The organism is Roseomonas aeriglobus (assembly GCA_016937575.1).
GTDB classification, from domain to species: Bacteria; Pseudomonadota; Alphaproteobacteria; order Sphingomonadales; family Sphingomonadaceae; genus Sphingomonas; species Sphingomonas aerigloba.
This window is the reverse complement of sequence record JAFHKN010000002.1, coordinates 1-12,440: the sequence shown is the minus strand read 5'-3', so window position 1 is coordinate 12,440 and position 12,440 is coordinate 1. Positions and strand designations below refer to the sequence as shown.

General features: G+C 63.9%; 13 protein-coding genes and 1 tRNA gene. 10 read left to right on the top strand and 4 right to left on the bottom strand.

Features of this window, described 5'->3' with window-relative positions; all coding sequences use genetic code 11:
• Window positions 1–46: 46 nt before the first annotated feature.
• Window positions 47–592 (bottom strand): helix-turn-helix transcriptional regulator, encoded by a 546-nt coding sequence (locus JW805_00365; protein ID MBN2970467.1) that lies wholly within the window; start codon window positions 590–592, stop codon window positions 47–49.
• Window positions 593–1,405: 813 nt separating this feature from the next.
• On the opposite strand from JW805_00365, the gene JW805_00360 reads away from it, so the two are divergent.
• Genes JW805_00360 through JW805_00345 form a run of 4 tightly spaced genes read left to right on the top strand, consistent with a single transcriptional unit; the run spans window position 1,406 to window position 5,101 of the window.
• Window positions 1,406–1,996: a hypothetical protein gene (locus JW805_00360; protein MBN2970466.1), complete on the top strand. Its 591-nt coding sequence runs from the start codon at window positions 1,406–1,408 to the stop codon at window positions 1,994–1,996.
• 20 nt (window positions 1,997–2,016) lie between these two features.
• Window positions 2,017–3,237, top strand: coding sequence for an efflux RND transporter periplasmic adaptor subunit (locus JW805_00355; GenBank protein MBN2970465.1), 1,221 nt, complete (start codon window positions 2,017–2,019; stop codon window positions 3,235–3,237).
• A complete protein-coding gene (locus JW805_00350; protein ID MBN2970464.1) occupies window positions 3,234–3,914 on the top strand; it encodes an ABC transporter ATP-binding protein in 681 nt (226 codons plus the stop codon). The genes JW805_00355 and JW805_00350 overlap by 4 nt, the downstream gene beginning before the upstream one ends.
• On the top strand, window positions 3,911–5,101 hold the full coding sequence (locus tag JW805_00345; protein MBN2970463.1) for an ABC transporter permease: 1,191 nt from the start codon (window positions 3,911–3,913) through the stop codon (window positions 5,099–5,101). The genes JW805_00350 and JW805_00345 overlap by 4 nt, the downstream gene beginning before the upstream one ends.
• A gap of 245 nt (window positions 5,102–5,346) precedes the next feature.
• Here the strand turns inward: JW805_00345 and JW805_00340 are convergent.
• A tRNA-Gln gene (locus JW805_00340) sits at window positions 5,347–5,420 on the bottom strand.
• An 83-nt stretch (window positions 5,421–5,503) separates the two neighbouring features.
• Between JW805_00340 and JW805_00335 the strand changes: the two genes are divergently transcribed.
• Both JW805_00335 and JW805_00330 read left to right on the top strand, forming a co-directional pair.
• A complete protein-coding gene (locus tag JW805_00335; protein MBN2970462.1) occupies window positions 5,504–6,604 on the top strand; it encodes a Ppx/GppA family phosphatase in 1,101 nt (366 codons plus the stop codon).
• Window positions 6,601–7,272 carry an RlmE family RNA methyltransferase gene (locus JW805_00330; protein ID MBN2970461.1) on the top strand — a complete coding sequence of 224 codons (672 nt, stop codon included), beginning with the start codon at window positions 6,601–6,603 and terminating at the stop codon, window positions 7,270–7,272. The genes JW805_00335 and JW805_00330 overlap by 4 nt, the downstream gene beginning before the upstream one ends.
• 334 nt (window positions 7,273–7,606) lie before the next feature.
• On the opposite strand, the gene JW805_00325 is transcribed toward JW805_00330, so the two are convergent.
• Together JW805_00325 and JW805_00320 are read right to left on the bottom strand one after the other, a co-directional pair.
• Window positions 7,607–8,767 carry a PQQ-dependent sugar dehydrogenase gene (locus JW805_00325; GenBank protein MBN2970460.1) on the bottom strand — a complete coding sequence of 387 codons (1,161 nt, stop codon included), beginning with the start codon at window positions 8,765–8,767 and terminating at the stop codon, window positions 7,607–7,609.
• Between the two features lie 65 nt (window positions 8,768–8,832).
• Window positions 8,833–9,069 carry a hypothetical protein gene (locus JW805_00320; protein ID MBN2970459.1) on the bottom strand — a complete coding sequence of 79 codons (237 nt, stop codon included), beginning with the start codon at window positions 9,067–9,069 and terminating at the stop codon, window positions 8,833–8,835.
• Window positions 9,070–9,237: 168 nt separating this feature from the next.
• On the opposite strand from JW805_00320, the gene rimP reads away from it, so the two are divergent.
• The 4 genes from rimP to JW805_00300 form a co-directional block, all read left to right on the top strand.
• Window positions 9,238–9,804 (top strand): ribosome maturation protein RimP, encoded by a 567-nt coding sequence (rimP, locus tag JW805_00315; protein ID MBN2970458.1) that lies wholly within the window; start codon window positions 9,238–9,240, stop codon window positions 9,802–9,804.
• A 5-nt stretch (window positions 9,805–9,809) separates the two neighbouring features.
• On the top strand, window positions 9,810–11,444 hold the full coding sequence (nusA, locus tag JW805_00310; GenBank protein MBN2970457.1) for a transcription termination/antitermination protein NusA: 1,635 nt from the start codon (window positions 9,810–9,812) through the stop codon (window positions 11,442–11,444).
• Between the two features lie 181 nt (window positions 11,445–11,625).
• Entirely contained in the window at window positions 11,626–12,216 is a 591-nt protein-coding gene (locus JW805_00305; protein MBN2970456.1) for a DUF448 domain-containing protein, read from the top strand.
• Window positions 12,217–12,309: 93 nt separating this feature from the next.
• A partial coding sequence (locus JW805_00300) for an IF-2-associated domain-containing protein (GenBank protein MBN2970455.1) occupies window positions 12,310–12,440 on the top strand: 131 nt, incomplete at its 3' end.

Here is a 12,440-nt window from a genome sequence, read left to right as displayed (position 1 = left end):
GCCACCCCTTGGCGACCGCGTCGATGGTTTGCACTGTTCGGAAAGGTCAGAAGACCAGGTCGTGAAGAGCCCGGAGCCCGTTCAGGAAATTCGCCGCCGCCAGGAGCATCGCCAGCGACAACGCCGCGATCCAGCCCAGACGGGCGGCAGGTTCCAGATCATTATACTGCCTCCCTTGCCGGAGGAACGGGAGCCGCAGCCTGGGGCGGCGGTCGTGTCCGGCTGGGGTCATTATGGCTGCAATCGGGGCCGGTTCGGCAAGCCCGGCCGGCTGGGTATCCAATGGCTGGGTATCCCCGGCAGCCGGCGCCTCCGCCGCCTCCTCGGGCAGGGTCGCCGGTTCCAGTGCAAGCGCGCGCGTCTCGACCGACCCGGCGCCCCCTTCCTGCGCCGCGATCGCATCCCACCGGCGCGCCGCATCGCGCCGGGTGGCGACCCCAAGGGTGCGGATCGCCCGCTTGAGATGCAGGTCGACGGTGTGGTGGGAAATGCCGAGCTCGGCAGCGATCTCCTTCGACGACAGCCCCTGGCCGACCAGGCGCAGGCAATCGATTTGCCGGTCGGTCAGTCGCAGGGGATCGTCAGCGGACATCGTCCGCACTTTGCGCACAAGCCGGCGCCGATCTCAACCGAAGTGACGTCGACCGCCACATCGAATGCAAAATTTTTCGGACTCTCGGAACTGCAATCCGGTTCGAACCAGGACAGGTCGAAGCGACAGCTTCGCGTTCAAGCCGTCGATGGCGCCGTCTTTAGTCCGGCCCGCCCATATCGCCAATCGGAACTTCCGCCAGCAGGCGGTGTCGGTGTTCGACGCAGGCGTGGGATCGGGCGCGACAAAAAGATCGACGCGCCCGGCCTAAGGGACGGATCGTCGTTACGGTCGGGGACGGTGTCCTTCCCGACTTTGAGAACAAGGCATACACGCCGAACAGTACCCAAAGCACCATTTTAATCAGGAATTTAGCTCTAATATTTCAGAGTGATCGGCTTCATCGCATGCTACTAATGACATTTGCATAAGAGCAAAATTGGATACAAATTTAATTTGCATTACGTCAAAATAATCAATAGAGAATCGGCGTAATATTTTCAGCAGACAATTTCAAATAATTGACGCCCGACGATCAGGCTAAAAAAGGTAAAACATAAGGAAGTTATACTCCTATCTTCAAGCGCCGCACCGGCAATCGTAAGGCTCGTGGCTGCTGCATAGCCCACTAAACGCGTAAGAGATTGCCCCAACTTGCAACCATATTTGGACAACCGAGCGCAGCACAACCGGCGACATGCGTTGATACGGCTGAAACTATCCCTCGTAGCAACTGCCTTTACGCTTTCCGCAGGGGGAGCAACGGCCGCATCGTCGTCTGCCCGAATCCGCCAGTGCAATGCTTCGGAGTCGGTGGCAAAATGGGCCATCCCCAAAGCCTTCATCGGAGCGACGGTAATTTATCGCTTCTCGGACGGATCATCGAGCAAATTTGCCACACAGCTGAAGAACGCCTCCGCCACTACCGTATCAAGGTCGGAGTATTTCATCCGACCGGGCAGCGCTATGCTCGGTCAAAAGGGCGACTATTCGCGATCTTTATTCGGCATACTGTCATTGCAGGATGGGGTACCCGGGGACTTTATCTATCGCCGATGGCGGTACGGTGCGGCGGCGGATGGTATATGGCACGCCCCCGTCGGGCAGATCACGTCCATACCTTTTGATGAATACTCGAACATCAACGGATCGCCGCGGACCATCAATGGCCAGATGCGGGTGAAGCTCCTGGGTTGCGCTGACATAAGGACTGGCCAGCTTACCGAAGCTGCGAAGGTGTTCCGGGTGGTCCGTCCCGTCAGGGTCCGGGATGTCAGATCAGTACCGGCGGTGGAAAGCATCACGATACAGGATCTGCGATATTACATCTCGATCCGTCATGGTCTCATGCTGCGTCAAGATGGAGTGGGTGGCGCCACGATTATCGATCAGATCCTACGGTGAACGGACAAAGACGAGGCGTGATGTTTGGAAATCCCGTCCGGCCGTTGCTTCCGCTGATCCTTCTTACCTTGCTGTCCTGTTCGGACCGTGAAGATCAGCAGCGCTATGAAACGATCGACGTTCAGCGCGGCGACTTACGAGACATCGTCCAGGCCGTCGGCGATGTCCGCCAGCCCATCGAGATGATGGTGCCGGTTCTTGCCGACGCGCAGGTCGTGTCCGTTTCCGCCCGACTGGGTGATCACGTCGTAAAGGGACAGCCGCTTGCGCGCCTTTCGCTGCGTGAACCATCCGACGCTGCGAACGACGCTTCGATTGATCTCGAACAGGCGCGCATTGCGCTTGAGATCGCCCACAATCGGCAGGCGAAGGCTGCGGCGACCTTTGCCGGCGTCAAGCAGCTTCATGAAAAAGGGTTCGTTCCGAATGCGCGATTGGCTGCGGAAGCAAAGGATCTCGAGTCCGAGCAACTCAATGTTCGCAGTGCGGAGCGCAAGCTGGCGGCGTTGACGTCGAGAACATCCCGCCTGCGGACCCGGGTCGCTGAGCAGGAAATCCTTCGATCACCCTGTTCCTGCACGGTGGAGGATGTTTCGATCGTACCGGGTCAGATCGTCGGTCCCTCGCTCGCCGATGCGTTCTACCTGGCGGGCGGCGGCGACGCGCTTCAGGTCAAGGTAAAGGTCCCCGAACAGGATCTTGCGCGGGCACAGCAGGCGGAAAACATACGGTTCAGCGTCGATACGGCTCCAAACGAGACTTTTCCTGCGACCATCGCCTACATCAGCAACCGCCCGATCAAAGAGGGTCGGTTCATTTACTATACGATCTCGCTGTCGTTTACGCGTTCGAACCCGACCATTCGCCCCGGTATGACAGCCAATGTCGAGTTCGTGAATGCCGATGCACGCAACGTACTGAAGGTGCCGGTGAAGGCACTGTATTTCCGCCCCCCTGACTATATTCCGCTGATGACGCCCTCGATGACGAAGGCGCTGCAGAGTGCGAAAGATGCCGAGGAACGGCGACTGGCGATCGCTATGGGGGAAGGATATGAATTCGGCTTTCTGTTTTCGAAGGGGCTGCGGCGAATCTTCGTGCTGGAGGGCGGAAAGCCCGTTCGACGGCTGATCCGGGTAGGTGAACAGGGAGAGGATGTCTTTGCCGCGATCAGCGGCCTGCGGCCCGGCGAGACGGTCGTGCTGGGCGAGGCACGCCGGGTCCCTCCGAAAGAAACATGAGCCCGCTTATCGAAGCGCGCGGCGTCAGTCGCCGGTTCGGATCCGGCGCTACCCAAACGACCGCGGTGGATAGTGTCGACTTCGATCTGCATGCAGGCTCGTTCGTCGGCGTGATCGGGCCGTCGGGCTGCGGGAAATCTACCCTGCTCAACCTGATCGGTCTGCTCGACGCGCCGAGTGCCGGTACGCTGCGGATCGGCGAAGAAATCGTGACACCCGGCAAGCTGGATCGTCGCATCGCGCGTCTACGGCGGGACCGGATCGGCTTTCTCTTCCAGGATGCAGGGTTGCTGGCGAATATGTCGGTCATCGGCAATCTGACGCTGCCGCTGCGCTACATGGGCTGGTCCGGCAAACGAGCCCGGGAGAAGGCCTTCATGAAGCTCGCGGAGTATCATCTGCATGGCTTCGCAGACAGGCCGGTCGACAATCTGTCGGGTGGCGAGCGACAGCGGATCGCACTGCTGCGTGCGCTTCTGAAGGAGCCAGCGATCCTCATCTGCGATGAGCCGACGGCGTCGCTAGACGAGGCGAACAGCCTCGCAGTCATCGACGCGCTGGCCGCATCCGCAAGCCGCGGAACCTTGGTCGTGTGTTCCACCCATGACCCGCTTGTCATGGGCCGGTTGTCGCGTCGCCTCGCTATGCATCGGGGACGTCTCGAGGCGGATGAATGAACATCACGCTGCAGTCGGCGCTTTGGGGCATCGGCTCCGCCCGCTGGCGGAGTGGGACGATATTGATCACGGTCATGTGTGCTGTGAGCTCGGTCTTCTTCTGCACCGCGATCATCGGAGGCTTCGATGACATCCTGCGTCGGATGAGCTTCGGACGCTCTGCCTTTACGCTAACGATTCGTGCGAACGAGATCACGAACGAACGAGTAGGCCCGCCGAGTCTGGATGATCTGACATTCCTTCGCCAAGCCATGCCGCGAGCGACGGAAGCGGCGACTTGGACGACGGGCCGAGCTGCAGTCCGCTTCGAAAACGGCGCCGCCAATATTCCGGTCTATGGCGTGCTCGGTCAGTATCGGTCCGAACTGGATACGCCGCTTGCATCAGGCCGGTGGTTTACCGAAACCGAACTGGAGGAGAATGCGCGCGTCTGCCTGCTCGGTAGTGGCGCGGCAGATCAGCTCGGCGATGGCGCGACCGTGGGTCGAACGCTGCATCTTTCAGGCGTGAGCTGCGAAATCATCGGCGTGTTGCGATATCCGGATACACGTCCGGCGCGTCGTTTCGTCGACGCGGCGATCCTGCCCTTCCAGATCGTCAAACGATATTTTGGCCAGGAGGAGGAGCCGCGGCGAGCGGTGAGTTGGCTTACGCTCTTCTTTCCGGAAGGCGAAGACATGGCGGCCGCGCGAACGAGCGCAGACACGCTTCTGCGAAAGCGTCACGGTGTGCCGCAGACCCGGCTTTCGCCCTATCTCTTCGACGATCCCGAGGCGAGCGTCCGTGATCAGGAACGTCAACGGAACATGGTGGCGCGATTGCTTGCAAGTATCACGGCCATAGTCATCCTCGTCAGCGTCATTTGCTATTGCGCCGTGACGATCGCCGCTTGCCAACTTCGCCGGCGCGAATTCGCGATCCGGATGGCAATGGGTGCGCTCCGCCATAACGTCGCGCGACAGATCATCATCGAGAACCTTATTCTCACGATCGCGGGCTCGTTTCTCGGTGTGGCCTGCGGCTATTTACTGGCCCTCGTGGCGAGTTCTGTCTGGGACTGGCCGATCGCGATTTCCTGGCGGTATGCAGCCGCCCTAATCGCGTGCAATTTGGGCCTCGCCGCGTGTATCGGAAGCTATGGTGGGTGGTTAGCGGGCTCGACGCCCCCGGCCTCCGCGGCAAGATGACGTCACCGGACCGGAATGCCGGCCCGAGCCGCCGCGCCAAGCCGTCGGTTCCTCGAGGGACATTCGAACAATCCCGAACGCTTCCAGCTCGAAGGAAGCGCCGCAGCTTCATGCTGTCCGGCCAGCGCGGGATGCCGCCACTTCAGGAAATGGCGAGGGTTCGGATGCTCGCTGATATCAGGAAAGGGCGTCAAAAGCGCCATCCGGATCTAGGCGCGATCGCTACCTGATACCGCAATCGAAGATGGATGCCCGACAAGGATTCGAACCTTGATTGACGGAGTCAGAGTCCGCTCTCTTACCATTAGAGGATCGGGCAACGATCCATTGGGAGGCGGGCCTCTAGTCGCAAGTCGTCGAGGCTGTCAACCACTTATGCGGACGTCTCTTGTCGATCGTGCGATGAACCGTTACCTTCGCATCCAAGCACCGAACGACCGGTTCGCGGTCGTGACGGACGAGAACGATAAGAAGAAAGTTACGGCCGTGGGGGATGTTTCCGCCCGAGGGCCGTACGGACCGCGTGCCCACGCGCCCCGTCCGGCCCCACGATCGCCAGCGCATGGCCGCTGGCCGCAGGCGCGGCATTACGCCGCGCTGGATCTTGGCACCAACAATTGTCGCCTGCTCATTGCCCGGCCGCAGGGCCAGGGCTTCGCGGTCGTCGACGCCTTCAGCCGGATCGTTCGGCTGGGCGAAGGCCTCGCTGCGACCGGTCGCCTGAGCGACGAGGCGATCGAGCGGACCATCGCTGCCTTGCGGGTGTGCGCCGACAAGCTGAAGCGCCGCGACGTGGCGCTCGCCCGCTCGGTCGCGACCGAAGCGTGTCGCCGAGCTACCAACGGCCCGGAGTTCATCCAGCGTGCGTACCGCGAGACGGGCATCATGCTGGACATCATCTCGGCAGAGGAAGAGGCACGGCTGGCGGTGCTCGGCTGCCACGCGTTGATCGAGCCGGGCGAGGGGGCGGCGCTGGTCTTCGACATCGGCGGCGGGTCGACCGAGCTGGTCCTGGTCGACACGCGCAGCGCGGTGCCGACCGTGCTCGACTGGCACAGCGCGCCCTGGGGGGTGGTGTCGCTGACCGAAAGCGCGGCGAAGGACGGCTATGCCGCGATGCGCGCACTGGTGCGGGCCAGCTTCGCGCCGTTCGCCGGGCGCCTGCCACGCGACGTCGAGCGGCGGCGGTTGCTGGGCACATCGGGCACGGTGACGACGCTGGCCAGCGTACACCTCGGCCTCGACAGCTATGACCGCTCGGCGGTCGACGGACTCATCATGCCGGCGGGCGCGATGCGCGACGTCAGCCGACACATCGCCAGCCTGGACGTCGCCGGCCGCGCCAAGGTGCCGTGCATCGGCCCCGAACGCGCCGACCTGGTCGTCGCGGGCTGCGCCATCCTGGAGGAAATTCTGGACATCTGGCCCGCCGAACAACTCGGCATCGCCGACCGCGGCATTCGCGAAGGCATCCTGCGCCGCCTGATGGGGACCCGCCAGTGAGCCGGGGCGGCAGCGGCGGGCGGACCCGCGTCAAGACCGCGCGCGGACGGACAGCCCAATCGACCCGCTGGCTCGAGCGGCAGCTGAACGACCCGTACGTGAAGCGCGCGAAGGCGGAAGGCTATCGCAGCCGCGCGGCGTACAAGCTGACCGAACTCGACGAGCGATTCACGATCCTGCGCGGGGCGAAGCGGGTCGTCGACCTGGGCATCGCGCCGGGTGGATGGGCGCAGGTCGTACGCAAATACTGCCCCAAGGCCGCGATCGTCGGCATCGATCTGTTGCCGGTCGACCCGATCGACGGCGTCACCATCTTCCAGATGGACTTCATGGACGACAAGGCGCCCGACGTGCTGATCGAGGCATTGGGCGGCGCGCCGGACCTGGTCATCTCCGACATGGCGGCGAACACCGTCGGCCATCCCCAGACCGATGCATTGCGCACCATGGCCCTGGTCGAAACCGCGGTCGCCTTCGCGATCGACGTGCTGGAGAAGGGCGGCACCTTCGTTGCGAAGGTGTTCGCAGGCGGCGCGGATTCGGCGCTGGTGGCCGAGATGAAGCGCAATTTTACGAGCGTGAAACATGCCAAGCCCCCGGCCAGCCGGAAGGGGTCGAGCGAATGGTATGTCGTGGCACAGGGATTCAAGGGGAGGGCAGCGGAATAGCGCAGCTATTCCGCGTCACGGCCCGACCCACGGCCGGCGTCGCCTAAGCGACGACCGACGACGCGGCTTCGCCGCGGCGGGGCCATGACCGTTACGCTTCCGTCGTTGGGTGCCGAGCGAAGTCGAACCACTGTCCCTGTTCCACATTACGCCCGCGCATCGCCGGCGGCACGAAGAACGGTGGTTCGACAAGCTCAGCACGAACGGATTGAATTGGTCTCCACTCCGCCGTGTTCCCGCAAGGCGGGAGCCTAGGTGTGTCGGGCCGGCTGCTCGTGGCTGCGTGCTCCCACCTTCGCGGGAGGGCCGATGGGCCCGAACGCCCTGCCGCTTTTCATCGCTTCGTAAGCTTGATGACGCGACCGTTGCTGCCACGCTGCCCGTCCTCCAACAGCCAGATCGCACCGTCCGGCCCCTGATCGACATCGCGGATGCGGGTGCCCATTGGCCACTGGTCACCCTTGGTCGCGGAGGTCCCGTTCACATCGACCCGGATCAGCGCCTTCGACGACAGACCGCCGATGAAGAGATCGCCCTGCCACTCGGGGAACATCGCACCGGTATAGACGAGCAGTCCGGCCGGCGAGATGACGGGTGTCCACCAGACCTTGGGCGCTTCGAACCCGTCGCCGGGCGCGTGATCGGGGATGTCGTCGGTCGCAGCACCATAGTTGCGGCCGTTCGACACCTTGGGATAGCCATAGTTGCGGCCGGGCAGGATCAGATTGACCTCGTCGCCGCCCTCCGGCCCCATCTCCTGCTCCCACAGATTGCCCGCGCGGTCGAACGCGATGCCCAGCAGATTGCGGTGGCCATAGGACCAGACGGCCGGATGGAAGCCCTTGGCGGTCAGGCCCGGATCGCCCGCGGGCTTTCCGTCAAGTGTCAGCCGCAGCACTTTGCCCAGTGTCGCCTTCGGGTCTTGCGCAGGGGTGAACTTCTGCCGCTCGCCATTGGTGAAGAACAGGTGCCGGCCATCGGGGGCAAAGGCGATGCGGCCGGAATAATGGCCATTACCCTCGACGAACGGCGTCGCGCGGAACAACTCGGTGATACCGGTCAACTGTTCCGCTCCGGCTGCGCCCGACAGCACGCCGCGCGCCAGTACCACGCCCTTGCCGCCGGCGCCGGCGGTCGAATAGCTGAAATAGACCTGCCGGTTCCGCGCGAAGCCCGGCGCAAGAACGACGTCCATCAATCCGCCCTGGCCGGCACTGTCGACCGGGATCGTCGCGATGGTGCGCTTCTGCCTGCCGTCGCCCGACAGCAGCAGCATCTCGCCGGCCTTTTCGGTCACCAGCAATCGCCCGTCGGGAAGAAAGGCCATCGCCCAGGGGGAGGTCAGATCGGCGACCTCGGTAACGGCGAACGGAAGCCCCGCGGTCGCGGTACCCTGCCCTGCCGGGGTCGGCGCAGCGGCATTCTGCGCATTGCCGGGGGTCGTTTCGGTGCAGGCGATGAGAGTCGTGGCAAGCAGGATGGCGGTGAGACGCATGAAGATGTTCCCGGGAAAATGTTCCACGGCAACGCCCAAGTCGGATCGAGGTTTCGCGTGTTACGCTATCGCCGCGCGTCGCGCACGGCCGCACCGATGACGCCGGCCAGGCGGCCGAGCTTGCGCAGGTCGGTTATCACCGCCCAGACAAACATGCGCACCGCGAGCAACGGGAGCCCGATCACCAGCACCGCCAGACCGAGCGCCGCGCTGCCTTGGTCGCGGTCGGGCCGGCCCAGGGTACGGCGTACGTCCCGCGGCATCGCAACGGCGGCTTCGGCGACGATCTTGCCTTCGTACATGATGCGCTTCTCCAACGGATGGACTGATCCTGGCACAAAGTGGGTTAAAGCCGCGCTAATCGTCCACGCCGCTTGCGCGCACGCCCGCTTCGCTCTATATCCCGCATGCCTTCTCGACATCGTCATACATGCCGAGGCTGGTCCCACCGGGGCCGGCAGCGAGGTTGCATGTTCGTATCTGGAGACTGGCGTTTGGCCGACATCGCGCATCTGACCGCGCTCATCGAACCCGAAGCGAAGGCTTTGGGGCTGGACCTCGTGCGCGTGAAGATGTTCGGCGGCCAGTCCGACCCGACGCTGCAGGTCATGGCCGAACGGCCCGACACGCGTCAGCTGACGATCGACGACTGTGCCGACCTGTCGCGCCGTATCTCCGACGTGTTCGACGCGCTGGAGGAAGCGGGCAAGGATCCGATCGATTACGCCTATCGCCTGGAAGTGTCGTCGCCCGGCATCGACCGTCCGCTGACCCGCCTGAAGGACTATGCCGACTGGGCGGGGCATGAAGCGCGCGTGACGCTTGCGGAGAAGATCGACGGGCGCAAGCAACTGAACGGCACGCTCGCCGGCATCGAAGGCGACACCGTCACCGTCGACGTCCGCGGCCATCAGCCGATGACCGTCCCCTTTGCCCAAATTTCCGACGCGAAGCTCGTCATCACCGACAAGCTGATCGCCGCAACCGCACCATTGTCGACGCAGGGCGCCGACAAGATCATCGAAACTGAGGAATAAGCGCAATGGCCTCGTCCCCGTCCGGCGGCATCACCGCAAACCGCGCCGAACTGATCGCGATCGCCGATTCGGTTGCGAAGGAAAAGCTGATCGACAAGGCCATCGTCATCGAGGCGATGGAGGACGCGATCCAGCGCGCGGCCAAGAACCGCTATGGCTCGGAAAACGACATCCGCGCAAAGCTCGATCCGAACACCGGCGATCTGCGTCTGTGGCGCGTCGTCGAGGTGGTCGAGCAGGTCGACGACTATTTCAAGCAGGTCGACCTGAAGGGCGCGCAGAAGTTGCAGAAGGACGCCCAGGTCGGCGACTTCATCGTCGATCCGCTGCCCCCGATCGAATTCGGCCGCATCCAGGCGCAGGCATCGAAGCAGATCATCTTCCAGAAGGTCCGCGATGCCGAGCGCGAGCGCCAGTATGAAGAATTCAAGGATCGCCAGGGCGAGATCATCATCGGCGTCGCCAAGCGCGTCGAATTCGGTCACATCGTCGTTGATCTGGGCCGCGCCGAAGGCGTCATCCGCCGCGACCAGCAGATCCCGCGCGAACTGGTCCGCGTCGGCGACCGCGTCCGTTCGATCATCCTGAACGTCCGCCGTGAGAACCGCGGGCCGCAGATCTTCCTCAGCCGCGCGCATCCGGACTTCATGAAGAAGCTGTTCGCGCAGGAAGTGCCCGAAATCTACGACGGCATCATCGAGATCAAGGCCGCCGCGCGCGACCCGGGCAGCCGCGCCAAGATCGGCGTCATCAGCCATGATTCGGGCATCGATCCGGTCGGCGCCTGCGTCGGCATGAAGGGCAGCCGCGTGCAGGCGGTCGTCCAGGAAATGCAGGGTGAGAAGATCGACATCATCCCCTGGTCGCCCGACACCGCGACCTTCGTCGTCAACGCGCTGCAGCCGGCGAACGTCGCCCGCGTCGTCATCGACGAGGAAGAGGACCGCATCGAGGTCGTCGTTCCCGACGATCAGCTCAGCCTCGCCATCGGCCGTCGCGGCCAGAACGTGCGTCTGGCCAGCCAGCTGACCGGCAAGGCGATCGACATCCTGACCGAGACCGATTCGAGCGAGAAGCGGCAGCAGGAATTCGTGGCCAACAGCGAGATGTTCCAGAACGAGCTCGACGTCGACGAGACGCTGGCGCAGCTGCTCGTCGCCGAAGGCTTCGGCGCGCTGGAAGAGGTCGCTTATGTCGAGCTCGACGAACTGGCGAGCATCGAGGGCTTCGACGAGGATCTGGCGCAGGAGCTCCAGAGCCGCGCCGCCGAAGCGCTCGAGCGGCGCGAGACCGCGCAGCGCGAAGAGCGCCGCGCCCTGGGCGTCGAGGACGCGCTGGCCGAGATGCCGTATCTGACCGAAGCGATGCTGGTCACGCTCGGCAAGGCGGGGATCAAGACGCTCGACGACCTTGCCGACCTGGCGACCGACGAACTGATCGCGAAGAAGCGCCAGGAACCGCGCCGCCGCAACGATGCCGACAAGCCGGCACCGCAGCGCGAAGGCGACAAGGGCGGCGTTCTGGCCAGTACGGTCTGTCGGAAGAGCAGGGTAACGAGATCATCATGGCCGCCCGCGCCCACTGGTTCGCGGACGAAGAGCCGGCTCAGGAGGACGCTGATGCGGGAATCCGAGCAATGATACGGGTCGGCTGACCAGCACAAAAGGTCGTCGCCCCCGCGCAGGCGGGGGTAAATTCTGGCTGAATGGCGAGGAGCCGCAACGTCTGCCAGAATTGATGCCCGCCCTCGCGGTCTCCGCAAGTGCTACTTTGCGGAGCGCCCCTTCGCGGGAACGACGAATTACGATTGGGAGGTGCGGCATGAACGACCGCACCTGCATCCTCTCGCGCGACTCCGGGCCGCGCGAGGGGCTGATGCCCTTTCCCCCGACGGTGACGTCCCCCGACGTGCGTGCCAAGGCCCCCGGCCGTGGCGCGTGGATCGGGGTGACGCGCGCCGAACTGGAAACGGCCATCGCCAATGGCAAGCTTTCGCGCGCGCGGGCCTTCAAGGGCGCGCCCCTGTCGATCCCGACCGATCTTCCGGCGCGAATCGCGACCCAGCTCGAACGCGCGGCGCTGGACCGGCTGGGGCTGGAGGCAAAGGCAGGACATCTGCTGATCGGTGCCGAACGCATCGAAACCGCAGCACAGCGGCCAGCTGCACCTCCTGCTCCACGCGCACGACGCGCGCCCCGATGGGGCGGCCAAGCTGGCACAGGCGTGGCGCGTAGGGTCGGATCGCGAAGGCTCGACCCTCAAGGGCTTGGTTTTGCCGGTGACACGCACCACATTGTCCGTGGCATTGGGCCGCGTGGTACATGCTGGCCTGACGGACGCCCAGGCGGCCAAGCGGGTGCGCGACGCGCTGACCCGCTGGCTGCATTTTATCGGACCCGAACGTGCCGCTGAACCTTGCGCCGATGACGCGCGAGGGCCATCGGCACCCGACATTACGGCCGACCCGACCGCGGGTTCGGCGAGCACAGGAATTTGAGCGAGCGCATGAGCGACACCGACAACGACAAGCCGAAACTCGGAATGCGCGCACCCTTGGGGCTGAAGCGCACGGTCGAGACCGGCAAGGTGAAGCAGAGCTTCAGCCACGGCCGTAGCAATACGGTGGTGGTCGAAGT

Excerpts from the sequence above, each read along its gene's own strand:
- JW805_00365 (MBN2970467.1), bottom strand. The coding sequence starts at position 592 with ATGTCCGCTGACGATCCCCTGCGACTGACCGACCGGCAAATCGATTGC.
- JW805_00355 (MBN2970465.1), top strand. The coding sequence starts at position 2,017 with ATGTTTGGAAATCCCGTCCGGCCGTTGCTTCCGCTGATCCTTCTTACC.
- JW805_00350 (MBN2970464.1), top strand. The coding sequence starts at position 3,234 with ATGAGCCCGCTTATCGAAGCGCGCGGCGTCAGTCGCCGGTTCGGATCC.
- JW805_00345 (MBN2970463.1), top strand. The coding sequence starts at position 3,911 with ATGAACATCACGCTGCAGTCGGCGCTTTGGGGCATCGGCTCCGCCCGC.
- JW805_00335 (MBN2970462.1), top strand. The coding sequence starts at position 5,504 with ATGAACCGTTACCTTCGCATCCAAGCACCGAACGACCGGTTCGCGGTC.
- JW805_00325 (MBN2970460.1), bottom strand. The coding sequence starts at position 8,767 with ATGCGTCTCACCGCCATCCTGCTTGCCACGACTCTCATCGCCTGCACC.
- JW805_00320 (MBN2970459.1), bottom strand. The coding sequence starts at position 9,069 with ATGTACGAAGGCAAGATCGTCGCCGAAGCCGCCGTTGCGATGCCGCGG.
- rimP (MBN2970458.1), top strand. The coding sequence starts at position 9,238 with ATGTTCGTATCTGGAGACTGGCGTTTGGCCGACATCGCGCATCTGACC.
- nusA (MBN2970457.1), top strand. The coding sequence starts at position 9,810 with ATGGCCTCGTCCCCGTCCGGCGGCATCACCGCAAACCGCGCCGAACTG.
- JW805_00305 (MBN2970456.1), top strand. The coding sequence starts at position 11,626 with ATGAACGACCGCACCTGCATCCTCTCGCGCGACTCCGGGCCGCGCGAG.